Below are 22,836 nucleotides of genomic sequence, written 5' to 3'. Positions count from 1 at the left end.
GGCATGACCGGCACTCCCAGGGGAAACACAGGTCCCGCGAACGGCTCGGCGAACGGCTCGGCAAGTGGCCCGGCGAGCGGCCCGGCGGCGCGCCGCTCCGACGCCAGCCGCTCCGCCATCCTGACCGCCGCCCGCGAACGCTTCGCCGCCGACGGCTACGAGCGCGCCACCATCCGCGCCATCGCCAAGGACGCCCGCATCGACCCCTCCATGGTCATGCGCTACTTCGGCAGCAAGGACGGTCTCTTCGCGGCCGCCGTCACGCTCGACCTGCGGCTGCCCGACGTGTCCGAGGTGCCGCACACCGAGGTCGGGCACGCGCTGGTGAGCCACTTCCTGGACATCTGGGAGGCGAACGAGGAGCTCACCGCGATGCTGCGGGTCGCCGTCACCAACACGGCGGGCAGGGAGCGCCTGCAGGACGTCTTCCGGGAGCAGGTGGTGCCGGTGGCGGCGCGGGTGTGCCCGGATCCCGAGCAGGTGGTGACGCGGGCGGGACTGTGCGCCGCCCAGCTGATGGGGCTCGCGCTGACCCGTTACGTGGTGCGGCTGGCGCCGGTCGTGGCGCTGGCGCGCGAGGAGGTCCTGGCGTGGCTCGGGCCGACCGTGCAGCGGTACCTGACCGCGCCGAGCCCCTGAGGAACGCACCGAGGGCGCCGGTCGCCTCCCGTACGTGCGGCACGCAGGGGAGGCGACCGGCGCCCTCGGTGAAGCGGGGAGCCTGGGCCCAGGCCTTGGCCTACGCCTTGGCCTTCGGCTTGGTGACCCGGACCTTGGACTTGTCCAGCGCCATCACCAGGCCCGCGATGACCGCGAACAGCACGAGCGGTATCAGGACGTAGAGACCCAGCGTCTGGATGACGCTCAGGCCCTTGCCGGGGTCGTCACCGTCGTCACGCGCGAGCGCGAGGGCGGGCGACGACATGAGCAGCATCATCAGCGTCGTACCGGCAGCCAGGGCGCCGGCGCGCAGGGCGTTCTTCTTGTCCACGAAGCCAAAGTTAGCGGGCCGACCTGGGGGGCGCGCGTCCGGGGGTACCCGTAAGCCGCCCTCGCCCGTGGCCCGGGCGGATCGCCGGAAAAAGGTGACATCATCCGTCACCTTTGGCGGGCACCGTGGTGCCATGGACGACAAAGACATGAACGGCCACGACATCAGCACCCAGGACTCCGCCACGCAGGACTCCGGCACCCGGGACACCGGCCGGGAAGGCGCGCTCGCCGGCCGGGTCGCGCTCGTCGCCGGGGCCACCCGCGGCGCCGGACGTGCCCTCGCCGTGGAACTCGGGCGGGCCGGCGCCACCGTGTACGTCACCGGCCGCACCACCCGCGAGCGCGCCAGCGAGGTCGGCCGGACCACCGAGACCATCGAGGAGACCGCGGAACTGGTCGGCGCGGCCGGCGGCACCGGCATCGCGGTCCCCACCGACCACCTGGACCCGGACCAGGTCCGTGCCCTCGTCGAGCGGATCGGCCGCGAACAGGACCGGCTGGACATCCTCGTCAACGACCTCTGGGGCGGCGAGCACCTGCTCACCGGCTCCGTCTTCGGCAAGAAGAGCTGGCAGACGCCGCTCGCCGACGGCCTGCGCATCCTGGACCTCGGGGTGCGCTCGCACGTGATCACCGCGGCGCTCGCCCTCCCGCTCCTGGTCCGCTCGGACGCGCCGCTGCACGTGGAGGTCACCGACGGCACGGCGGCCTTCAACCGCCGGTACCGCGAGAACCTCTACTACGACCTCGCCAAGACCGCCCCGATCCGCATCGCCTTCGGTCTGGGCCAGGAGCTGGCGGAGTACGGCGGCACCGCGGTCGCCGTCACGCCGGGCTTCCTGCGCTCGGAGCAGATGCTCGCCCATTTCGGCGTGACCGAGGAGAACTGGCGTGACGCGGTCACCCAGGACCCGCACTTCGCCATCGCCGAGTCGCCCCGCTACCTCGCCCGCGCGGTCGCCGCGCTCGCCGCCGACCCGGACCGGGCCGCCCGCTGGAACGGCGGGTCCACCTCCAGCGCGGAACTCGCCCGGACCTACGGCGTACGGGACGTGGACGGCAGCCGGCCGGACGCCCTGGCGTACTTCGAGGACGTCGTGTACGGCGGCAAGGCCGGCTCACCGGACGACTACCGCTGAGATTTCCTCGCTACCGCCGACCCTCCGGTTCGGGGGCGTAGAGGGCGGCGAGGGCCCGGGCATGTGCCCGGAAGCGGGCCCGCAGGCTCGCCGGGGCCAGCACCTCGACGTCCGCGCCCAGCCCGGTCAGCTGGCCGAAGGCGACGTCCTCCGACTCCACCGGCAGGTCGAGTGTGACCCGCCCGGCGGCGTCCGGCGCGGTCGCGGACGCGGACGCCAGCGCGACGGCCACGCCCGCCGGGTCCGCCACGGCGGGCAGCCGGGCCAGGCCGGGCCCGGTCAGCCGCACGGTGACGGTCGTGCGCAGCAGCGCCCGGGCGAACCCGGCCGCGTGGGCCCGCCAGTGCGCCGCCAGGTCGAAGGACGGGTCGCGGACGAAGGGTCCGGCGGCGCCGGGAGCGGCGGAGAGTGCCGTGACGCGGTCGACGCGGTACGTGCGCCAGACGCCGTCCCGGCCCGCCGCCCGCTCGGCCGGGACGCGCCCGACGACGTACCAGACCCCCGCCTTCAGGACGAGCCCGTACGGCTCCAGCAGGCGGGTCACCGTGCGGGGCGGCGCGCCGTCCCGGCCCGGCCGCGCGTAGTCCAGTTCGACGGTGCGGTCGGACCACACGGCGCGGGCGAGCTCCGGGAGCAGTTCCGGTGCCGACGGCTCGCGGAACCAGGCCGGGGCGTCCAGGTGGAAGCGGCGCACCGACGACTCGGCCGCCGCGCGCAGTGAGGGGAGCAGGGTGGCCGACAGTTTCAGCCGGGCGGTGTCCGCCGCGTCCGACAGGCCCAGATCGCGCAGGGCCGTGGGCAGGCCGGAGAGGTAGAGCGTCTCCGCCTCGGTGGGATGCAGCGTGGTGAGCCGGGTGCGGTGGCCGGGCGCCAGGTGGTAGCCGCCCGCCCGGCCGCGCTCGGACCGGATGGGGACGCCCGCCTCCTGCAGGGCCTGGGCGTCGCGGATCACCGTGCGCCGGGAGACGTCCAGCTCGCGGGCGAGGGCATCGGCGGTCAGTCCGGGGCTCGACTGGACGAGAAGCGCCATGCGGATCAGGCGGGCGGCACGCATGCCTCAAGGATCGTCGACCGGCGTCCCGACGGCTCTCGGCGTCCCGACGGCTCCCGGCGTCCCGACGGCTCCCGGCGTCCCGGGAGGCGCCAGGACGCCGGGGCGTCGTCACGCGGTGGACGGGCCGTCCGTGTGCAGGGTCCGGAACAGCGCCCGTACCCGCTCGGAGGCCGTCAGCTCCTCCAGGGTGACCGGGCGGCCCTTCGTGTCGGCGATCGGGAGGCGCCAGTTCGGGTACTGGTCCCAGGTGCCGGGGAGGTTCTGGGGGCGGCGGTCGCCGACGGCGTCCGGGAGCCAGACGCCGATCATGCGGGCCGGGGTGCGGAGCAGGAAGCGGTGCACGGCCCGGATCTCGGCCTCCTCGTCGCCGGACTCGGAGGCGGCGATCAGGCCCAGGCGGGTCAGCAGGGCGAGCCACTCGGCGATGTCGGCGGCCGCTTCGGCCCGTTCCTCGGCGAGCGGGCGGGTGAGCAGGCCGAGGCGGTCGCGGAGTTCGACGTGTTCGCCGGTGAGGCGGGCGGCGGTGGGCGGCAGGTCGTGGGTGGTGGCGGTGGCGAGGCAGTCGGCGCGCCAGCGTTCCGGGGGCAGCGGGCGGCCGTCGCCCGCCCAGTCCCGTTCGAACCAGAGCACGGACGTGCCGAGCACCCCGTGCCGCTGGAGCGTCTCGCGCACCCCGGGCTCCACTGTGCCCAGGTCCTCCCCGATCACCACCGCCCCGGCGCGGGTCGCCTCCAGGGCCAGCAGGGCGAGCATGGCCTCGGCGTCGTAGCGGACGTAGGTGCCCTCCGTCGGCGGCCTGCCCTCGGGCACCCACCACAGCCGGAACAGGCCCATCACGTGGTCGATGCGCAGGGCCCCGGCGTAGCGGAAGAGGGCGCGCAGGAGTTCGCGGAAGGGGGCGTGGCCGGAGGCGGCGAGGCGGTCGGGGCGCCAGGGCGGCAGGCCCCAGTCCTGGCCCCGGGCGTTGAAGGCGTCGGGCGGGGCGCCGACGGACATCCCGGCGGCGAAGTGGTCCTGCTGGGCCCAGGCGTCGGCGCCCGCGGGGTGCACGCCGACGGCGAGGTCGTGCACGATCCCGACCGGCATCCCGGCCTCGCGGGCGGCGCGCTGGGCGGCGGTGAGCTGGGTGACGGTGAGCCAGGCGAGCCGGGCGTGGAAGGCGACCCGGCCGGCCAGCTCGGCGCGGGCGCGGGCGGTCTCCGGCGAGCGGGGGTCGCGCAAGGCCTCGGGCCACCGGTGCCAGTCGGAGCCGTGCCGCTCGGCGAGGGCGTACCAGGTGGCGTGATCCTCCAGGGCCTGTCCCTCGGATGCGCGGAAGGCGTCGTAGGCGGCCCGCCGGCCGGGGGTGAGCGGCGCGGCGGCCGCCGTCTCCAGCGCCTCCCGCTTGAGCTCCCACACGGCGTCCCGGTCGATGAGGGCGCCCTGGTCGAGAACGGCGGAGCGCAGGTGTCCGGCGCGGTCCGCGAGGGAGCCGGTCCCGGTGTACTCGGGTACGGCCTCCGGCCGCAGGTGTACCGGATCGGGGAACCGGCGGGAGGAGGGCCGGTAGGGCGACGGGTCGGTCGGGGCGCCGGGTACGGCCGCGTGCAACGGGTTGACCTGCACGAACCCGGCGCCTGCGGTGCGTCCGGCCCAGTCGGCCAGCTCGGCCAGGTCGCCGAGGTCGCCCATGCCCCAGGAGCGGCGGGACAGCAGCGAGTAGAGCTGGACGAGGATTCCGTAGGAGCGGCCGGCGGGGGTGGGCAGCCGGTCGGGGGCCACGATCAGGTGGGCGCGGGCGACGCGGCCGTCGGGCGCGGCGGCGGTCAGCTGATGCACCCCGGGTGGCAGACCCGCCACGTCCTCCCGGCTCTCCCCGTCCTCCGTCCGCACCTCCAGGCGGGTGCCGGCGGGCAGGCCGAGGGCGATCTCGCCGGTGCCCGTCCAGTGGACGACGGTCGGCGGCAGCAGCCGTCCGGCGAGTTCCCGCTCCCGGTCGGCGAGGGCGGCGCGGACGGCCTCCGGGCCGCTCGCGTCGACGCCCAGGGCGCCCAGCGCGGCGGTCACGGCACCGGCGGAGACGGCGACCGTGCGGTCCGGGGCGGGGCTGTAGGAGGTGGCGACGCCGTGCAGCTCCGCGAGCCGGCACAGCCCCGGGTCCAGGGCTTCGTTCATCTACAACCCCGGCTCGCTGGTCAGCGGCACCGCGTCGGCCAGCGGCGGCTCACTGGTGAGGGGCTCGGCGTCGGGCAGCGGCGGCTCGCTGGTGAGCGGCGCCTCGGCGCGGGCGCTCTCGGCGCCGGACACGCACAGGTTGGGGTCCTCCTCGGTCCGCACCGGGGGTTTGAACTGGGCCGGGATCGGATGATGAACCGTTACGGCCACGACGGCCTCCTCGTCTGTCGTCGGGTACGGCGGCGAATGCCGGGTCAGAGCAGGCCTACCCCATCGGTGCGAGGGCACTCCCCGCGGCCGTCCCGCGGACGGCGGCCGGTGCCACTATTCACTCAGTACATGTATCCAGTGCATAATGGCGTCATGAGCACCCGGCACATCCTTCTGGGGCTGCTGGAGGCAGGGCCGAGCCATGGCTACGACCTCAAACGGCGCCACGACGAACGCTTTCCGCAGGCCCGTCCGCTGGCCTACGGACAGGTGTACACGACCCTGCAACGCCTGGTCCGCGACGGTCTCGCCGAGATCGAGGGGACCGACGCCGACGGCGGGCCGGAGCGGACGCTGTACCGGTCGACCGACGACGGGGCACGTGAACTGGTCCGCTGGGCCGGAGAGATCGCGCCGCCCGCGCCGTTCGTGGCGAACGAGATCTTCGCCAAGGTCGTCGTCTCGATCCTGGCCGGTGGCGATCCTGCCGCCTATCTGCGCGCCCAGCGTGCCGCGCACATGGAGCGGATGCGGGAACTCACGGCCGTGAAGACGGCCCGGGGCGCCGATCTGGCGACCGTGCTCTCGGCGGACTACGCCCTCAACCACCTCGATGCCGACCTCCGCTGGATGAACACCACGGCGGACCGGCTGACCACTTTGACCGCGGAGGTAGACGCAGGATGAGCAAGAAGGGGGACTCCTCGGCGCCGCTTCTGGCGGGCCGGGACCTCGTCAAGGCGTACGGCAGGACACAGGCGCTGCGCGGCGCCTGTGTCGAGCTGCACGCCGGCGAGATCCTCGCCGTGACCGGGGCCAGCGGCAGTGGCAAGTCCACGCTGCTGCACTGTCTGGCCGGGATCGTACGAGCGGACGCGGGCTCAGTGGCCTACGACGGGCTGCGGCTCGACCGGCTGCCGGAGAAGCGGCTGAGCGAACTGCGGCGCTCCGACTTCGGCGTGGTCTTCCAGTTCGGGCAGCTGATCCCGGAACTGACCGCCCTCGACAACGTGGCGCTGCCGCTGATGCTGGCCGGCGCGGCCCGCGCCGAGGCCCGGGCGCGGGCCGGCACATGGCTGGAGCGGTTCGGGGTGCGCGGACAGGAGGAGCTGCGGCCGGGCGAGATGAGCGGCGGCCAGGCACAGCGGGCCGCCCTGGCGCGGGCGCTGGTGACCGGTCCGAAGGTGGTCTTCGCGGACGAGCCGACGGGGGCGCTGGACTCACTGGCGAGCGAGCAGGTGATGACGTCGCTGGTGCACACGGCCCGCGAGTCGGGCACGGCCGTGCTGCTGGTCACTCACGACGCGCAGGTCGCGGCGTACGCGGACCGCGAGGTGCGGCTGGGCGACGGGACCGCCGTGCCGCAGACAGGGGTGGCGGCGTGAGGGCCGACCTGCGCCTGGCGCTGCTGCTCACGCGGGGGTCGGACCGACGGGAGTGGTGGCGGATGCTGCTGACGGCGGTCGGGGCGGCGCTGGCGACGGGCATCGGGCTGGTGATCGCGGTCCTCGTCCCGATGGACGGGCAGTACAGCGTCCCGGTCGGCGCCGGGCTGCTCGACCAGCCGGGAACGCGCGACGGAGTGATCACCGCGCTGATGCTGCTGTTCATCCCGGTGTTCGGGTTCCTCGGGCAGTGCGCGCGGGTCGGCGCGGTGCACCGCGACCGGCGGCTGGCCGCGCTGCGGCTGGCGGGGGCCACGCCCGCGCAGGTGCGGCGGATCGCGGCGCTGGAGTCGGGGCCGGCCTGCCTGGCCGGTTCGGCCGTGGCCACGGCGTTCTCCGTGCTGTCCTTGCTGCGTCTGTGGCACCGTCCCGGCCCGTCGGTCTGGGCCGGCATCGCCGTGGTGGCCGTGCTGGTGCCGGTGCTGGGCGCGGCCGTGAGCGCTCTGGCGCTGCGCGGGGTGGTGGTCTCGCCGCTGGGCCGGCTCCGCAGGGTGCGGCCGGCCAGGGGTCCGGGGCGGGCGTTCCAGGCGGCGACCGGGCTGCTGGCCGTGTTGGCGGTGCTGGGCGCGCTGAGCGCGTTCGTCGGCGCTCCCTCCGCGTTCCCGCTGGTCGGGTCCGGCCTCGCCCCGCTCGCGGTCTTCGCCGGATGTCTGCTGGCCGGCGCCTCGGCGGTGTGGCTGGCGGGCTGGTCGTCCCGGTGGCTGGGGCGGGTGTTCGCCGCCCGTGCGCAGCGTCCTGCGCTGCTGATCGCGGCGGAACGGCTGCGCGACGACCCGTGGGCGGCGGCCCGCACGCACGCGGCCGTCCTGCTCGTGACGGTCGTGGGCACGGGATTCATGGGGGTGCGGCAGGCGCTGCTCGCCACCCTGCACGCCATGGACCGGGCAGGCAGCCTCGGCACGGGCCTCACCTTCTACACGACGGGGCTGGACCTCACGGCTGCCGCGATCCTCGTCGCCCTCGCGATCGCCCTGTCCGGGCTCGCCGTCGGCACCGCCGAGTCGCTGGCCACCCGGCGCCGGGGCCTGGCCGCGCAGACCGCCGCGGGCGTCCCGCGCGGTGTGCTGGGCCGGGCGCTGCTCCTGGAGACGGCGCTGCCGCTGGCCCCGGCGGTCCTGGTGGCGGGCACGGGCGGCATGGCGATCGGCGTCTGGTACGCCTCCGCCGTCGGGAGGTACACCGTGCCGTACACGGCCCTGCTGGTTCCGCTCGCGGTCTACGGCACCTGTCTGCTGGCGGCGGCCACCGCGCTCCCGCTGCTGCGCCGCTCGGTGCACCCGGCGGAGCTGCGCTACGCGTGACCGCGGGACGAATGTCCGGTCCCCGGGCACGGGGGTAGCCCGGGGACCGGAGCACGCACGTGCCCGGGTGCGCAAAAGCCCGGATCGTCAGGCGGAGATGCCGTCGATCCGGGCCAGAGCGTCGTCCGCGCCGTACGGCTGCAGGTACGGCAGCCAGCGCGGGTCCCTATGGCCGGTGCCGATGATGCGCCAGGCCAGGCCGGTGGGTGGGGCTGGTTTGTGCCGCAGCCGCCAGCCGATCTCGAAGAGATGGCGGTCGGCCTTGACGTGGTTGCAGCGGCGGCAGGACGCCACCACGTTGTCCCAGACGTGCTGACCCCCGCGGCTGCGCGGGATGACGTGGTCGACGCTGGTTGCGACGCCACCGCAGTACATGCACCGGCCCCCGTCGCGCGCGAAGAGCGCCCTGCGGGTGAGAGGAACGGGCCCCCGGTAGGGAACCCGTACGAATCGCTTGAGCCGGACCACGCTGGGTGCGGGGACTGTGACGGTTGCGCTGTGCATATAGGCGCCCGATTCCTCCAAGGCGACGGCCTTGTTCTCCAGGACGAGGATGAGCGCGCGGCGGAGCGGTACGACGCCGAGCGGCTCGTACGACGCGTTGAGGACCAGGACATGCGGCACGGGTGCCTCCTTGGGCGTCGGCGGCGCGTGGCTCGCGCCGGGACGATCTGTGGCCAGTCTCCCCTCATGCCTGGTGGACGCGCCACCATCTCCCGGTAACGGGCTGGGAGTGTTTTCGACCACACCGCATTCATCCCCCGGTTGCACCCCTCTTCAAGCGGCCCCTCTTCAAGCGGCCCTTCTTCGAGCGGTGGTGAGAAGCGGGCGTGAGCACGGTCTCTCCTTCTCGTATCGGCCCGGCCCACACACAATGCCCCGTTAGTGTGGTTGTCCTGCCCGTCCGGTGACCTTTCCGTGACCTGGAACGCCGTATCTGACCCTGAACGCCGTGCCGGAGGGCAGTACCGCACCGCCTGGAGGTACCCGCCGTGTCCTTGCCCGCCGTCCTACTGGCCGCCGGTTCGTCACCGTCGCCGTCTCCCTCGGAGTCGGGGACAGCGACCGTACCCACGCTCCAGGACGCCCAGGAGAGCGCCGTGCACACGGCCAGCTGGGTCGAGCAGAACTGGTCGACGTGGCTGGCGATCGGGCTGAAGGTGCTGCTGGTCCTGGTGATCGCGGTGGTGCTCAGAAAGTTCGTGCTGCGGGCGATAACCAAGTTCATCGACCGGATGAACCGGACGGCAGAGTCGGCGGAGGGCACCACCCTCGGCGGGCTGCTGGTCAACGCCGAGCGGCGGCGGCAGCGGTCGCAGGCGATCGGGTCGGTGCTGCGGTCGGTGGCGAGCTTCCTGATCCTCGGCACGGCCGCGCTCATGGTGCTGAGCAGCTTCCAGATCGACCTGGCCCCGCTGCTGGCCTCCGCCGGTGTCGCCGGTGTCGCGATCGGTTTCGGTGCCCGGAACCTGGTGACGGACTTCCTGTCCGGCGTGTTCATGATCCTGGAGGACCAGTACGGCGTCGGCGACTCGATCGACTCGGGCATCGCCTCCGGCGAGGTGGTCGAGGTCGGCCTGCGCGTCACCAAGCTGCGCGGAGCCAGCGGCGAGATCTGGTACGTCCGCAACGGCGAGATCAAGCGCATCGGGAACCTCTCGCAGGGCTGGGCCACGGCGGGCGTCGACGTCACCGTCCGGTCCGGCGAGGACCTGGACCGGGTCCGCGCCACCCTCGACGAGGTCGCCGAGAAGATGGCCAAGGAAGAGCCCTGGAACGAGATCCTGTGGAGCCCGATCGAGGTGCTCGGCCTGGATTCCGTGCTCATCGACTCGATGGTGGTCCGGGTCTCCGCGAAGACCATGCCGGGCAAGGCGCTGACCGTGGAGCGCGAGCTGCGCTGGCGGATCAAGCGGGCGTTCGACGCGGCGCACATCCGCATCGTGGGCGGCGAGACGGCCGTCCTGCTGGACGAGGACACCCCCGACCCGACGGCCGCGGTGGCCGCCCCCTCGGCCTTCTCCAACACGGACTCCCCTCAGGTGGCGGCGACGGCCCCGATCGCTTCGCCGCGGTCGGCGACGGCCGGGAAATAGCGGAACGGTTCAGCACGCTCGTTCGAGTGAGGGGTGGGACATTCCGGCGTCCAGGAGCTTCTCGGTGGGCTCGGCGCCGAGGGCACGCGCGCGACGCGCCAGTAAGGCTGCGGTCCCCCGGCCGGCCCAGGGCGGCGAGAGCGCGATCCAGGCCACCGGATACCCGATACCCGGCCCTGTCCCGCACGGTCGGCCAGGAGAAGCCGTCGTGGACGAGGTCTCCTGGCCGGTGTCGGGGCCGAGGACCGGGAAGCGGTGCGAGCGGCACGGTTGACCGGCGCCGACGGTCACCGCGACGCAGTCGTGATCAAGGAGCGGGACGCGCGCGGATTCAGAGGGTCTTCACAGGCCCCCCGCACTCTCCGCGCACCCGCGATGATCTAAGGTCAGCCCACCACGGGCCCTTGTTCTGGAGCGCGACGTCGCCCAGGGGCCCGTCTCGAAGGTGGGGAAAATGAGAAAGCTCGCCCTGGGCGCCGCCCTGTCCGGTGCCCTGGCCGTGGCCGGAATCGCGGCGCCCGCCGCCTCCGCGGCCACTCCGAACCTGGTCTTCTCCGGCGTGACCGTGAACAACGGCAAGGCGATCGTCGTCGGCACCGCCAAGACGGTGAACGTGCCGGTGTCGTACACCCTGACCCGGCCCGCCGACCTGGTCATCGACAACAAGAAGACGTTCGCCGCGGTGATCCTCTACCGCGGCACGCTGCGGAGGCTCGCCAACGAGCTGGACCCGGAGGTCATGCCCGTCTGCACGACGACCACGACCACGGACACCACGGTCACCGAAAGCTGCACCGAGACGATCCCGGTCGCCCCGGGCGACTCCCTGTACGAGGCCGCGGACGCCACCACGTGGAAGGCCGGAGGCCTGTACGCCCACCTCGACGGCACCGTCTCGGACGACTTCCTCAGCTCCGAGTCCGACGTGGCCATCTGGGGCAACCTCACCACCGCCAAGGTGCAGCGCGCCGCCAAGCTGACCGCCGACGCCTCGCCGGAGCCGGTGGCCAAGGGCAAGACGATCACCGTCAAGGGCAAGCTGACCCGGGCGGACTGGGACTCCACGTCGTACAAGGGCTACTCGGGACAGAAGACGGTCCTGCAGTTCCGTGCCGAGGGCAGCAAGACCTACACGAGCGTGAAGGCGATCACCTCCGGCACCGGCGGCGCCCTGTCCACCACGGTGAAGGCGTCGAAGAGCGGCTACTACCGGTACGTCTTCGCGGGGACGACGACCACGGCGGCAGCGACGGCCACCGGGGACTACATCAAGGTGAAGTAACGGTTCTGCTCTGAGGCCGTCCACACATCGCAGGGCCCGTCCGGATCTCCGGGCGGGCCCTGCGCACGACCTTTCGCGCACCCCGCCGCGCGGCCCTCCGTGTAACCCTTCGCCTGCCCAAGCGCAGGTAACGACTGGGTTGCCGCACCGGCGGGCTATTGACGCTCTCCTTCCGGCCCCTTACGTTTTCCAGCCAACAGGAAACTTTCCTAACAGTGATCATGGGCGGACGGTCCGAGCCGGTCACCGGGGTGGACCGATCGCCCAGGTCACTGGGAAACTGAGCGGCTGGAAAGGCAGGTGTCGAACCCATGGCAGGAACCGCCGGTACGCCGGGCACCCCGCGCGTGCTGCGCGCCATGAACGACCGCGCCGCACTGGACCTGCTGCTGGAGCACGGCCCGCTCTCGCGCACCCGGATCGGCAAGCTGACCGGCCTCTCCAAGCCGACCGCGTCCCAGCTGCTGGCCCGCCTGGAGGCGGCCGGGCTGGTGCTGGCGACCGGCACCAGCGAGGGCCGGCCGGGCCCCAACGCCCAGCTGTACTCGGTGAACCCGCGCGCGGCCCACGCCGCCGGGCTCGACGTGAACCCGGGCCGGATCCGGGCCGCCGTCGCCGACGTCACCGGCCGTACCGTCGGCGAGTACGAGCTGCCGACCCCCGGCCGGCGCCCCGCGCAGTCCGTCGTACGGCAGGTCACCGACGCCCTCGACGGGGCCGTGAAGGCGGCCGGGCTGGCCCGGGACGACGTCCACCGGGTCGTCGTCGGCACGCCGGGCGCCTTCGACCCGAACACCGGCCGGCTGCGCTACGCCTCGCACCTGCCCGGCTGGCACTCCCCCGCGCTGCTCGACGAGCTCGCCGCAGCGCTGCCGATGCCGGTCGAGTACGAGAACGACGTCAACCTCGCCGCCATCGCCGAACAGCGGCTCGGCGCGGCCCGCGGCCACGGCGACTTCGTGCTGCTGTGGAGCCAGGAGGGCCTCGGCGCCGCCCTGGTCCTCGGCGGCCGGCTGCACCGCGGCTGGACCGGCGGCGCCGGCGAGGTCGGCTTCCTGCCGGTGCCGGGCACCCCCCTGGTCCGCCAGGTCACCAAGGCCAACAGCGGCGGTTACCAGGAACTCGCCGGTTCGCAGGCCGTGCCCCGGCTGGCCCGCGAACTGGGCATCGAGGACCTGCCGGCCGGTCCGTACGACGAGGTGGCCGCCGAACTCGTGGCCCGCGCCGCCGACCACGCCACCGGCCCCTACCACCAGCTGCTGCGGACCTACGCGACCCGGCTCGCCACCGGTCTCGCCTCCCTCGTCTCCGTCCTCGACCCCGAACTCGTCGTCCTCAGCGGCACCGCCCTGACCGCAGGCGGCGAGGTGCTGCGCGCCCTCGTCCAGGCCGAACTGGAGGAGCTGGCGGCCGCCCGGCCGCGGCTCGTCGTCGGCGACGTCCGTCAACACCCCGTGCTGCGCGGCGCGCTGGAGAGCGCGCTCGCGACCACCCGCGACGAGGTCTTCGACACCTCGCGCTGAGCCCACCTCAGACCCCCGCACAGCCAGTCCTTCCCACGCACACCGCCCGCCCCGGGAGATCTCGCCATGCCCATACCCTCCGCTGCCCGAAAGACGGCTTTCGCCCTGACCGCGGCGGCCAGTTCGCTGGCCCTGCTCACCGCCTGTACCGGCCAGTCGTCCTCCGGAGCCGACGACGACGCCTCCGCGAACACCACCATCAACTTCTGGCACGCCTGGAGCGCCCCGAACGAGGTGAAGGCGGTCAACGCGCTGATCACCGGCTTCGAGAAGGCGCACCCCAACATCCACGTCAACGTCGTCAGCAACATGACCGACGACAAGATCAACCAGGCGCTGCGCAGCGGCGGCGACAAGGCCCCGGACGTCATCTCGTCGTTCACCACCAACAACGTGGGCAAGTTCTGCTCCTCGGGCGCGCTGGTCGACCTGAACCCGTTCTTCAAGAAGTCCGGCATCGACCCGGAGACGACGTTCCCGAAGGCGATGAACGAGTACACCCAGTACGACGGCAACCGCTGCACGGCGCCGCTGCTCGGTGACGCGTACGGCCTCTACTACAACAAGACGGCGTTCAAGGCGGCCGGCATCACCAGCCCGCCGAAGACGTGGACCGAGTTCAAGGCCGACGCCAAGAAGCTGACGATCAGCCAGGGCGACAGCTACAAGCAGCTCGGATTCATGCCGGACTACCACGGCTGGGAGACCACGACCGAGCACTACGCGGCGCAGTTCTCGCCGACGTACTTCACCTCCGACGGCAAGTCGAACGTCGCCAAGGACCCTGCCTTCACCGCGGCGTTCACGCTGCAGAAGGACCTCGTCGACGAACTCGGCGGATTCCAGAAGCTGGAGAAGTACCGGGCGACGCTCGGCGACGAGTGGGGCGACAAGCACCCCTTCCAGACCGGTCAGGTCGCCATGCAGCTCGACGGCGAGTGGCGGCTCGGCATGGCCCTCGCCACCAAGCCGAAGTTCGACATCGGCGTCGCCCCGCTGCCCGTGCCCGACGACCAGGTCGCGCAGTACGGCAAGGGCTACATCACCGGCACCATCGCCGGTATCGCGGCGACCAGCAAGAAGCAGAACGCGGCCTGGGAGTTCGTCAAGTACATCACCACGGACACGGACGCGGTGGTGAACTTCTCCAACGCCATCCACAACGTGCCGTCCACGCTGGCCGCCCTGAAGTCGCCGAAGCTGACGTACGACCCGCGCTTCAAGACCTTCCTGGACATCGCCGCGAACCCGAACTCCACGACCTCTCCCGCCTCCATCAACGGCGGTGTGTACCTGGCGACGATCCAGAACTTCGGATACGACTACGAGAGCGGCAAGGTCAAGGACCTCACGTCCGGTCTGGCGGCCACGGCCAAGCAGATCGACACGGACATCGCGCAGGCCAAGTAGCGATGAGCACCGTCACGTTGGCGTCGAAGCGCCGCCGGTCGGCGCTTCGCACGGTCGCTTTCATGTCGCCCTGGCTGATCGGGTTCGCGGTGTTCTTCGCGTACCCGCTGATCTCCACGGTCTACTTCTCCTTCATGCACTACGACGGCTTCAAGGCGCCGACGTGGACCGGCACGAAGAACTGGACGTACGTCTTCGAGCACTACCCGTACTTCTGGCCCGCGCTGCGCAACACCCTGTGGCTGGTGGTCGTGATGGTGTCGCTCCGGGTCGCCTTCGGGCTCGGCGTCGGCATGCTCATCACGAAGATCAAGACAGGTACGGGGGTCTTCCGCACCCTTTTCTACCTGCCCTACCTGGCCCCGCCGGTCGCGGCGACCATGGCCTTCGCGTTCCTGCTCAACCCCGGTACCGGGCCGGTCAACTCGATCCTGGAGAAGGTCGGCATCCCGGCCCCGGGCTGGTTCAACGACCCGACCTGGTCCAAGCCGGCCCTGACCCTGCTGGCCCTGTGGGGCGTCGGCGACCTGATGGTCATCTTCATGGCCGCGCTGCTCGACGTGCCGAAGGAGCAGTACGAGGCGGCGGAGCTGGACGGCGCGTCGGCCTGGCAGCGCTTCCGGTTCGTCACGCTGCCGAACATCTCGCCGATCGTGATGTTCGCGGTCGTCACGGGTGTCATCCAGACGATGCAGTACTACACGCAGCCGCTGATCGCCGGAAAGGTCGCCTCGGGTGTCATCCAGGGCGCCGGCACGCAGTTCGAGCCCGGCTATCCCGAGAAGTCGACGCTCACCCTCCCCCAGCTCGTCTACAACCTCGGTTTCCAGCGCTTCGACTACGGCTCCGCGTGTGTCGTCGCCCTCGTGCTCTTCGCCCTGTCCATGGTGTTCACCGCGTTCCTGATGCGGCGCCGGGGCGGTCTCATCCAGGCAGGTGACTGACGATGACCCAGGTACTGGACCGGCCCGCGGAGCTGAAGGCCCCGGTGTCGGAGGCCGAACGCATCGCCCGCCGCAAGGCGTTGCTGAACTGGGTGGCGGTGCACTCCCTCGGCGTCGCCGCCGCCCTGTTCTTCACCCTCCCCTTCGTGTTCGTGTTCCTGACCTCGCTGATGAGCGACAGCCAGGCGCTGAGCCGGGACCTGATCCCGCACACCTGGGAGTGGGGCAACTACAAGCGGGTGTTCGACACTCCGGGCTTTTTGACCTGGTGGAAGAACACCCTGATCTACGCCGGCCTGGGCACCGTCCTGACCGTCGTGTCGTCGCTGCCGGTGGCGTACGCGCTCGCCAAGTTCCGCTTCCGCGGCCGCAACCTGTCCCTGATGCTGGTCATCTCGATGATGATGCTGCCGCCGCAGGTGGTCATCATCCCGATGTACCTGTTCTGGGCGAAGCAGCTGGATCTCTCCGGCACCCTGTGGCCGCTGATCGTGCCGATGGCGTTCGGCGACGCGTTCTCCATCTTCCTGTTGCGCCAGTTCCTGATGACGATCCCGAACGAGTACCTGGACGCCGCGAAGGTGGACGGCTGCGGGGACCTCAGGACCCTGCTGCGGGTGGTGATCCCGATGGCGAAGCCGGGCATCGCCGCCGTCGCCCTCTTCCAGTTCTTCTACGCCTGGAACGACTACTTCGGCCCCCAGATCTACGCCTCGGAGAACCCGGGCGCCTGGACCCTCTCCTACGGCCTGGAGTCGTTCAAGGGCATGCACCACACCGACTGGAACCTGACCATGGCCGCGACCGTGCTGGTCATGGCCCCCGTGATCCTCGTCTTCTTCTTCGCCCAGAAGGCGTTCGTCGAGGGCGTCACGCTCACCGGAGTGAAGGGTTAACCCATACATGAAGCTCACTGTGGTCGGCGGAGGCTCGACCTACACCCCTGAACTCGTCGACGGTTTCGCACGGCTGCGGGACTCCCTGCCCATCGAGGAACTGGTCCTCGTGGACCCGGCCGCCGAACGCCTGGAGCTGGTGGGCGGACTGGCCCGCCGGATCTTCGCGAAGCAGGGCCACGGCGGCCGTGTCGTCACCACCTCGGACCTGGACGCGGGCGTCGAGGGCGCCGACGCGGTGCTGCTCCAGCTGCGCGTCGGCGGCCAGGCCGCCAGGCAGCAGGACGAGACCTGGCCGCTGGAGTGCGGCTGCATCGGCCAGGAGACCACCGGCGCCGGCGGCCTCGCCAAGGCCCTGCGCACGGTCCCGGTCGTCCTGGACATCGCCGAACGCGTCCGCCGCACCAACCCGGCCGCCTGGATCATCGACTTCACCAACCCGGTGGGGATCGTGACCCGCGCCCTGCTCCAGGCGGGCCACAAGGCGGTCGGGCTGTGCAACGTGGCGATCGGCTTCCAGCGGAAGTTCGCGGACCTGCTCGGTGTCACGCCGTCCGAGATCCACCTGGACCACGTCGGCCTCAACCACCTCACCTGGGAGACCGCGGTCCGCCTCGGCGGCCCCGAGGGCGAGAACGTCCTGCCCAAGCTGCTCGGGGAGCACGGCGACACGATCGCCGCCGACCTGAGGCTGCCCCCGGCCCTCCTCGACCGCCTCGGCGGCGTGATCCCCTCCTACTACCTGCGGTACTACTACGCGCACGACGAGGTGGTGCGGGAGCTGCGCACCAAGCCGTCGCGCGCGGAGGAAGTCGCCGCGATGGAGCGGCAGTTGCTGGAGATGTACGGCGACCCGGCCCTGGACGAGAAGCCGGAGCTGCTCGCCAAGCGGGGCGGCGCCTACTACTCGGAGGCGGCGGTCGACCTGGCCGCGGCCCTGCTCGGCGGCTCCGGGAACCCCTACCAGGTGGTCAACACCTACAACGGCGGCACGCTGCCCTTCCTCCCCGACGACGCGGTGATCGAGGTCCAGGCGGCCGTGGGTGCGAACGGCCCGGTGCCGCTGCCCGTCCCGGACGTCGACCCGCTCTTCGCCGGGCTCGTCGCGAACGTGACGGCGTACGAGGAGCTGGCCCTGGAGGCAGCCCTGCGCGGCGGCCGGGACCGCGTCTTCCGCGCCCTGCTCGCCCACCCCCTGATCGGCCAGTACGAGTACGCCGACGCCCTGACCGACCGACTGATCGCGCACAACCGGGAGCACCTCGCGTGGGCCTGACCGCAAGTGTCCTCGCCATCGACGCGGGCAACAGCAAGACCGACGTCGCGGTGGTGGCGGCGGACGGCGAGGTCCTCGCCACGGCCCGGGCCGGCGGCTTCCGGCCGCCGGTGGTGGGCGTGGAGCAGGCCGTGGACGAGGTGGCCGCGGCGGTCGCCGAGGCGTACGGCGCCGCCGGGGTCGACTCCGCCGCCCACGTCTCGGCGTGCCTGGCCAACGCCGACTTCCCGTTCGAGGAGGAGCAGCTGGCCGCCGCGCTGGCCACGCGCGCGTGGGGGACGACGGTGGCGGTCCGCAACGACACCTTCGCGATCCTCCGGGCCGGCGTCACCGAGCCGCGCGGGGTCGCCGTCGTGTGCGGCGCCGGCATCAACTGCGTCGGTATGCGCCCCGACGGCCGCACCGCCCGCTTCCCCGCCATCGGCCGCATCTCCGGTGACTGGGGCGGCGGCTGGGGGCTGGCGGAGGAGGCCCTGTGGCACGCGGCTCGCGCGGAGGACGGCCGCGGGGAGGGTACGGCGCTGGCCCGCGCGGTCCCGGCCTACTTCGGGTACGACAGCATGCTCGCGCTGATCGAGGCGCTGCACCGGGAGGAGGTCGAGCCCGCCCGGCGGCACGAGCTGACGCCGGTGCTGTTCGCGACGGCGGCCGACGGGGACCCGGTGGCGCGGGCGGTGGTGGACCGGCTGGCGCAGGAGGTGGTGGCGATGGCGGTGGTCGCGCTGACCCGCCTGGATCTGCTGGACGAGGAGACGCCGGTGCTGCTGGGGGGTGGGGTGCTGGCCGGCGGTCATCCGCAACTCGACGACGGGGTGCGTGAGTTGCTGGCCGCGCGGGCACCGAAGGCGGTGCCGCGGGTGGTGACGGCGCGACCGGTGCTGGGTGCTGCGCTGCTGGGGCTGGATGCGGTGGGGGCGGGGGTGGCCGTGCAGGAGAGGGTGCGGGCGTACTTCGAGGGGTGACCAGGGGTGGGGCCGGGGGACGCTCACCGGCGCTTGCAGGGTGCCGCTGACGTGACTGCGGCGCCCCTTCAGGGGCGCTGGGGGTACCCCCGGCCGGAGGCTGGGGGAGGAACCGCGCGGCCAGCCCCCACGCACCCGCGGCCCGGAACGCACCGTCACCACCCCTCCGGAACCGAACCGATTCCCCCGGCGTATTCATGGGCAGGGGTTCCGCTGCGATCCGATCAAGATCCAGTGAAGTCCGGTGCCGAATGTCAGTCCGGGCGGCGATACTGGGCGGCGACCGGATGACCATGGGGGAGGTCACGTGACACACCCGCCGACGAAGAGCGCGGCACCGCCGGGCGCAGGCGCTGCCCTGCCCGCGCAGCGGACCGGGTCCCCCACACCCGCGGCGGCGCCCTCGCGCCGCCGCACCGCGTTCGCCGAAGGCGTCGACCGGCTCCGCACCGCCGCCACCACCGAGCCCGGCCGGCTCCGGGTGATAGGCGCCGTCCTGGCCGTACTGATCGTCGCGTTCGGCGCCGTCACCGCCTGGCAGATGAGCGAGCGCGCGGCCGCCGCGGACGACGTGCTGCACCGCAGCCAGCCGCTCAGCTCCGGTGCGGCCGACATCTACCGTTACCTGGCGGACGCCAACACCGCCGCCTCCAGCGGCTTTCTGGCGGGCGGTCAGGAGACGGCCGCCTCCCGCCAGACGTACGAGACCGACATCCAGAAGGCCGCCGCCGGGCTGGTCAACGCCGCCGCCAACTCCGAGCCCGGCTCGCCCGCCGAGAAGGCCGTGGCGAGGCTGAACCAACTGCTCCCGGAGTACAAGGGGCTCATCGAGCGGGCCAGGGTCTACAACCGGCAGGGCTACCCGGTCGGCGGCGCCTACCTTCGGTACGCCAACGACAAGATGCAGGACGACATGCTCCCGGCGGCCCAGGAGCTCTACGCGAAGGAGAACGCGCGGCTGTCGTCCGACTACTCGGACGCGACCCCGTACCCGTGGGCGGCCATCGTCCTCGGCCTCCTCGCGCTCGCCGCGCTCGCCTGGGCCCAGCTGCGGCACTACCGCCGGACGAACCGGTTGCTGAACCACGGCCTGGTCGCGGCCTCGGCGGCCACCGTCGTCACCCTGCTGTGGCTGGTCGTCGGTCACACCCTCGCCCGAGCCGGTCTGGACAGCTCCTACGACCACGGCGTGCGCTCGCTGAACGTGCTGCACGACGCCAGGATCGCCTCCCTGAAGGCGCGTGGGAACGAGAACCTGAGCCTGGTGTCGCGCGGCGCCGAGACCATCACCGTCGACAAGAAGTCGTACGACAAGTACTACTACGACTTCGACAAGGAGATGACCGCCCTCGGCAAGGGCCTCACCCTGGCCGCGGCACTCGCGGACGACTCGGCCGGCAGCAAGCCTGTCGTCGCGGCCGAGGGGAACATGAAGGTGTGGAAGGAACGGCACGCCGTCGCGCGCGACGCCGACGAGAACGGCGACTACCAGACGGCGCTGGACAAGGTGATAGGCACCAAGGACGCGACCGCCGAGTGCTTCGACAGCGTCGACGGCAACCTGAGAGTCGCGTTGGCCCATGAGGACGGCGAGTTCAAGGAGCGGGCCACGGACGGGCTGGACGCCATGGCCGGGCTGCCGATCGGCGCTGCCATGCTGGGGGTCGCGGCGGCGGCGGGCGCGCTGTTCGGCATCGGACGCAGGCTGTCGGAGTACCGGTGAGAGGGGGTGCGGCCATGTTCTCGCAGCGGATGAGGACCTCCCTGCGCGGCTGGGGCGGGGTGGGCGCGATGGCGGTCGGCTGTGTACTGGCGCTGGCGTTCGCCCTGCTGCTGCCCCTCACCCAGTCCCGTGGCGGGGGCGGTGAGGGCGTGGGGCTCGGCGGTCCCGGGCTGGCCACCGGCAGCCCGGCGAAGGCCGGCAGCTGCGTCGACTCCCAGGCGCAGAACGACACATGGTCGCCGTCGAGCGCGGACGGCGGGACGATCGACGCCATCAAGGCACGTAAGGGCGACAAGCGGAAGCTGATCGTCGGCGTCGACCAGAACAGCTACCGCTGGGGCTACCGCAACCCGAACAACTCGAGTGCGGACCTGGAGGGGTTCGACATCGACCTGGTGCACAAGATCGCCCAGGAGATCCTCGGTGACCCCGACGCCGTGACCTTCAAGGCGATTCCGACCAGCCAGCGGATACCGGCGATCCAGAACAACCGGGTCGACATGGTGGTGCGCACGATGACCATCACCTGCGAGCGCCTGGGCGACGTCGCCTTCTCGGCGCCGTACTTCAAGACCGGGCAGCAGGTACTGGCGCCCAAGTCGTCGCCGATCAAGGGGTACGACGCGACGCTCGCGAACAAGAGGGTCTGCACGGCCGCCAGTTCGACGGCGTACGACGACGTGACCGCCGACAAGGGGTCCGGCCGGCTGCCCTCCTCGGTCAAGGTCACCGTCGTCCCCAACCAGCTCGACTGCCTGGTGCGGTTGCAGCTCGGCGAGGTCGACGCGGTGGTCACCGACGGCGCGCTGGCCGCCAGCCAGGCCGCCCAGGACCCGACGGTCGAGCTCAAGGGCGCCGCCTTCACGACCGAGTACTACGGGGTGGCGATGAAGAAGGACGCGACCGATCTGGTCCGCCGGGTCAACCAGATCCTGGTGGAGTACCGGTCCGACGGCTGGCAGGCGTCGTACGACAAGTGGTTGTCGGCGACACTGGGAAGGGACTCGACGGCGTCGAAGCCACCCGCGCCGCAGTACCTGCGCACCAGCTGACCCGCATTCGCGAGGCCCAGCCCCGACGAGCAAGCGAGAGGTGATCGATGGGCGTCACGGACCCCGCCGGGCCGGTGATGGACCGGGACGAGGTGGACCGTGCGCTGGCGCGGCTGGGCGCGGAGCACGAGGCGATCGAGACCTCGCTGCTCGCCCTGCAGGACCACGCGGGCCGCAGGCTCCTCGAAGGCGCCGAGCTGACCGGGACGACCCGGGAGCGGTGGACGTCCGCGGATGCCTCGATCACCCTGCTGTGGGCGTACTTCGACGCCTACACGGACGCGTTGCGCTCCGCCCGCGAGATCAGGGCCCGGCGCCGCTGGTCCAGCCGTGAGGACCTGGTGGAGCTGACCGAGCTGCTGCGCGGCGAGTCCGTGACGGTGGCGGGCAGCGCGACCGCGACGGCGAACGCGCCGACGCTGCTGTCGGCGGCCGGCCGGCTCAGCGAGCGGTTCTCGCTGAGCGGTCTGGTCGACCGGATGAACGAGCTGTACGCGACCTCGCTGGACATGGTCGTCACCGCCGACGCGGTGTGGTCGGCGCTGCCCGCGCGGATCGATTTACTCGCCGCCGAGCTGCAGCGCACCCGCACGCTGGCGCACTCCGTCGGCGTACGCCCCGGCGAGCACCCGGCCGGCGACGACCTGGAGCGGATCACCCGCACGCTGACGAGGCTGCGCGCGGACGTGGTCTCCGATCCGCTGGCGTTCTGGGTCCCCGCGCCGGGGAGTTCGGCGCCCGGCGGCGGCCGTCCCGACACCACGGTGTACGACCGGGAGGCGCGGGCGCTGGAGGAGGTGCGGCGGGAGATCGACGCCGTGCTGACGGTACGGCAGGACGCCGAGGCCCGGCTGATCAGGCTGCGGGACGTGCTGTCCCGCGCGGACCGCACCCTCGCCGAGGCGCGCACGGCACGCGGTGAGGTGCTGGCGAAGATCGCGGCGACCGAGGTGCCGGTGGTCAGCGGCCCGCCGACGGTGCTGCAGGAGCAGCTGGCGACGGCCGCCGAGTACCGGCGGGGGGCCCAGTGGCACCGTCTGTCGCCGCTCCTTGAGTCCCTGGAACAGAAGGCGGAGGACGAACTGCTGCGCGCCCGTGAGTCGTTGACGGCGGTCACCGCGCCGCTCGCGGTCCGGGCGGAGCTGCGCGGCCGGCTGGACGCGTACAAGGCGAAGGTGGCCCGGCACGGGCTGGCGGAGGACCCGTTCCTGGTCGAGCGGTACGACGCGGCCCGGCGGATGCTGTGGAGTGCGCCCTGCGATCTCAGGGTCGCGGAGCAGGCGGTGCTGCGCTACCAGCAGTCGGTGGCCGAGGCGCTGGGGGCGCCGCGGGTGCCGCAGCAGGGCGGGCCCGAGGACCGGAGGGGGGAGTAAGCC

21 protein-coding genes are annotated in these 22,836 nt (G+C 72.3%); 16 read left to right on the top strand and 5 right to left on the bottom strand.

Features of this window, described 5'->3' with window-relative positions; genetic code table 11:
• Positions 1-3: 3 nt before the first annotated feature.
• Positions 4-639 (top strand): TetR/AcrR family transcriptional regulator, encoded by a 636-nt coding sequence (locus BLW82_RS28255; RefSeq protein WP_093502973.1) that lies wholly within the window; start codon positions 4-6, stop codon positions 637-639.
• Between the two features lie 100 nt (positions 640-739).
• On the opposite strand, the gene BLW82_RS28250 is transcribed toward BLW82_RS28255, so the two are convergent.
• Positions 740-991 (bottom strand): hypothetical protein, encoded by a 252-nt coding sequence (locus BLW82_RS28250; protein WP_093502971.1) that lies wholly within the window; start codon positions 989-991, stop codon positions 740-742.
• A gap of 148 nt (positions 992-1,139) precedes the next feature.
• Here BLW82_RS28250 and BLW82_RS28245 point away from each other — a divergent pair, with 148 nt between their 5' ends.
• Positions 1,140-2,132, top strand: coding sequence for an SDR family oxidoreductase (locus BLW82_RS28245; RefSeq protein ID WP_093502969.1), 993 nt, complete (start codon positions 1,140-1,142; stop codon positions 2,130-2,132).
• A gap of 10 nt (positions 2,133-2,142) precedes the next feature.
• Here BLW82_RS28245 and BLW82_RS28240 read toward each other — a convergent pair whose 3' ends face one another.
• The 3 genes from BLW82_RS28240 to BLW82_RS28230 form a co-directional block, all read right to left on the bottom strand.
• Entirely contained in the window at positions 2,143-3,186 is a 1,044-nt protein-coding gene (locus BLW82_RS28240; protein ID WP_093502967.1) for a helix-turn-helix transcriptional regulator, read from the bottom strand.
• 108 nt (positions 3,187-3,294) lie between these two features.
• Positions 3,295-5,340, bottom strand: a complete 2,046-nt coding sequence (gene malQ / locus BLW82_RS28235) for a 4-alpha-glucanotransferase (protein ID WP_093502965.1) — start codon at positions 5,338-5,340, stop codon at positions 3,295-3,297.
• Positions 5,341-5,550 carry a hypothetical protein gene (locus tag BLW82_RS28230; protein ID WP_256216270.1) on the bottom strand — a complete coding sequence of 70 codons (210 nt, stop codon included), beginning with the start codon at positions 5,548-5,550 and terminating at the stop codon, positions 5,341-5,343.
• 153 nt (positions 5,551-5,703) lie between these two features.
• Between BLW82_RS28230 and BLW82_RS28225 the strand changes: the two genes are divergently transcribed.
• Genes BLW82_RS28225 through BLW82_RS28215 form a run of 3 tightly spaced genes read left to right on the top strand, consistent with a single transcriptional unit; the run spans position 5,704 to position 8,296 of the window.
• Complete coding sequence (locus tag BLW82_RS28225; RefSeq protein WP_093502963.1) at positions 5,704-6,237, top strand: PadR family transcriptional regulator; 534 nt, start codon at positions 5,704-5,706, stop codon at positions 6,235-6,237.
• Positions 6,234-6,935: an ABC transporter ATP-binding protein gene (locus BLW82_RS28220; RefSeq protein ID WP_093502961.1), complete on the top strand. Its 702-nt coding sequence runs from the start codon at positions 6,234-6,236 to the stop codon at positions 6,933-6,935. Before BLW82_RS28225 ends, BLW82_RS28220 begins: the two co-directional genes overlap by 4 nt.
• Positions 6,932-8,296 carry a hypothetical protein gene (locus BLW82_RS28215; protein WP_093502959.1) on the top strand — a complete coding sequence of 455 codons (1,365 nt, stop codon included), beginning with the start codon at positions 6,932-6,934 and terminating at the stop codon, positions 8,294-8,296. The genes BLW82_RS28220 and BLW82_RS28215 overlap by 4 nt, the downstream gene beginning before the upstream one ends.
• Before the next feature lie 87 nt (positions 8,297-8,383).
• On the opposite strand, the gene BLW82_RS28210 is transcribed toward BLW82_RS28215, so the two are convergent.
• Entirely contained in the window at positions 8,384-8,920 is a 537-nt protein-coding gene (locus BLW82_RS28210) for an HNH endonuclease (RefSeq protein WP_093502957.1), read from the bottom strand.
• 368 nt (positions 8,921-9,288) lie between these two features.
• Between BLW82_RS28210 and BLW82_RS28205 the strand changes: the two genes are divergently transcribed.
• From BLW82_RS28205 to BLW82_RS28155, 11 genes are all read left to right on the top strand, one after another.
• Entirely contained in the window at positions 9,289-10,392 is a 1,104-nt protein-coding gene (locus BLW82_RS28205) for a mechanosensitive ion channel family protein (protein ID WP_093502955.1), read from the top strand.
• Between the two features lie 454 nt (positions 10,393-10,846).
• Positions 10,847-11,674 carry a hypothetical protein gene (locus BLW82_RS28200; RefSeq protein WP_093502953.1) on the top strand — a complete coding sequence of 276 codons (828 nt, stop codon included), beginning with the start codon at positions 10,847-10,849 and terminating at the stop codon, positions 11,672-11,674.
• A 311-nt stretch (positions 11,675-11,985) separates the two neighbouring features.
• On the top strand, positions 11,986-13,197 hold the full coding sequence (locus tag BLW82_RS28195; RefSeq protein WP_093502952.1) for an ROK family transcriptional regulator: 1,212 nt from the start codon (positions 11,986-11,988) through the stop codon (positions 13,195-13,197).
• 66 nt (positions 13,198-13,263) lie between these two features.
• A complete protein-coding gene (locus tag BLW82_RS28190) occupies positions 13,264-14,607 on the top strand; it encodes an ABC transporter substrate-binding protein (protein WP_093502950.1) in 1,344 nt (447 codons plus the stop codon).
• A 2-nt stretch (positions 14,608-14,609) separates the two neighbouring features.
• A complete protein-coding gene (locus BLW82_RS28185; RefSeq protein ID WP_093502948.1) occupies positions 14,610-15,551 on the top strand; it encodes a carbohydrate ABC transporter permease in 942 nt (313 codons plus the stop codon).
• Positions 15,552-15,553: 2 nt separating this feature from the next.
• Positions 15,554-16,447, top strand: a complete 894-nt coding sequence (locus tag BLW82_RS28180) for a carbohydrate ABC transporter permease (protein ID WP_093502946.1) — start codon at positions 15,554-15,556, stop codon at positions 16,445-16,447.
• A gap of 7 nt (positions 16,448-16,454) precedes the next feature.
• On the top strand, positions 16,455-17,723 hold the full coding sequence (locus BLW82_RS28175) for a 6-phospho-beta-glucosidase (RefSeq protein ID WP_093502944.1): 1,269 nt from the start codon (positions 16,455-16,457) through the stop codon (positions 17,721-17,723).
• On the top strand, positions 17,714-18,685 hold the full coding sequence (locus BLW82_RS28170) for an N-acetylglucosamine kinase (RefSeq protein WP_093502942.1): 972 nt from the start codon (positions 17,714-17,716) through the stop codon (positions 18,683-18,685). The genes BLW82_RS28175 and BLW82_RS28170 overlap by 10 nt, the downstream gene beginning before the upstream one ends.
• Positions 18,686-18,992: 307 nt before the next feature.
• Positions 18,993-20,408, top strand: a complete 1,416-nt coding sequence (locus BLW82_RS28165) for a hypothetical protein (protein ID WP_371131424.1) — start codon at positions 18,993-18,995, stop codon at positions 20,406-20,408.
• 14 nt (positions 20,409-20,422) lie between these two features.
• Entirely contained in the window at positions 20,423-21,460 is a 1,038-nt protein-coding gene (locus tag BLW82_RS28160; RefSeq protein WP_256215987.1) for a glutamate ABC transporter substrate-binding protein, read from the top strand.
• 47 nt (positions 21,461-21,507) lie between these two features.
• Entirely contained in the window at positions 21,508-22,833 is a 1,326-nt protein-coding gene (locus tag BLW82_RS28155; RefSeq protein ID WP_093502940.1) for a hypothetical protein, read from the top strand.
• Positions 22,834-22,836: the final 3 nt, after the last annotated feature.

The sequence above is a fragment of the Streptomyces sp. Ag109_O5-10 genome (assembly GCF_900105755.1).
Lineage (GTDB): Bacteria > Actinomycetota > Actinomycetes > Streptomycetales > Streptomycetaceae > Streptomyces.
This window is presented reverse-complemented; position numbering and strand designations above follow the sequence as displayed.

What these genes read in the sequence shown, in the direction of transcription:
- BLW82_RS28255 (WP_093502973.1), top strand. Translation starts at nt 4, where the DNA reads ATGACCGGCACTCCCAGGGGAAACACAGGTCCCGCGAACGGCTCGGCG.
- BLW82_RS28245 (WP_093502969.1), top strand. Translation starts at nt 1,140, where the DNA reads ATGAACGGCCACGACATCAGCACCCAGGACTCCGCCACGCAGGACTCC.
- BLW82_RS28240 (WP_093502967.1), bottom strand. Translation starts at nt 3,186, where the DNA reads ATGCGTGCCGCCCGCCTGATCCGCATGGCGCTTCTCGTCCAGTCGAGC.
- malQ (WP_093502965.1), bottom strand. Translation starts at nt 5,340, where the DNA reads ATGAACGAAGCCCTGGACCCGGGGCTGTGCCGGCTCGCGGAGCTGCAC.
- BLW82_RS28225 (WP_093502963.1), top strand. Translation starts at nt 5,704, where the DNA reads ATGAGCACCCGGCACATCCTTCTGGGGCTGCTGGAGGCAGGGCCGAGC.
- BLW82_RS28220 (WP_093502961.1), top strand. Translation starts at nt 6,234, where the DNA reads ATGAGCAAGAAGGGGGACTCCTCGGCGCCGCTTCTGGCGGGCCGGGAC.
- BLW82_RS28200 (WP_093502953.1), top strand. Translation starts at nt 10,847, where the DNA reads ATGAGAAAGCTCGCCCTGGGCGCCGCCCTGTCCGGTGCCCTGGCCGTG.
- BLW82_RS28195 (WP_093502952.1), top strand. Translation starts at nt 11,986, where the DNA reads ATGGCAGGAACCGCCGGTACGCCGGGCACCCCGCGCGTGCTGCGCGCC.
- BLW82_RS28190 (WP_093502950.1), top strand. Translation starts at nt 13,264, where the DNA reads ATGCCCATACCCTCCGCTGCCCGAAAGACGGCTTTCGCCCTGACCGCG.
- BLW82_RS28185 (WP_093502948.1), top strand. Translation starts at nt 14,610, where the DNA reads ATGAGCACCGTCACGTTGGCGTCGAAGCGCCGCCGGTCGGCGCTTCGC.
- BLW82_RS28180 (WP_093502946.1), top strand. Translation starts at nt 15,554, where the DNA reads ATGACCCAGGTACTGGACCGGCCCGCGGAGCTGAAGGCCCCGGTGTCG.
- BLW82_RS28175 (WP_093502944.1), top strand. Translation starts at nt 16,455, where the DNA reads ATGAAGCTCACTGTGGTCGGCGGAGGCTCGACCTACACCCCTGAACTC.
- BLW82_RS28160 (WP_256215987.1), top strand. Translation starts at nt 20,423, where the DNA reads ATGTTCTCGCAGCGGATGAGGACCTCCCTGCGCGGCTGGGGCGGGGTG.
- BLW82_RS28155 (WP_093502940.1), top strand. Translation starts at nt 21,508, where the DNA reads ATGGGCGTCACGGACCCCGCCGGGCCGGTGATGGACCGGGACGAGGTG.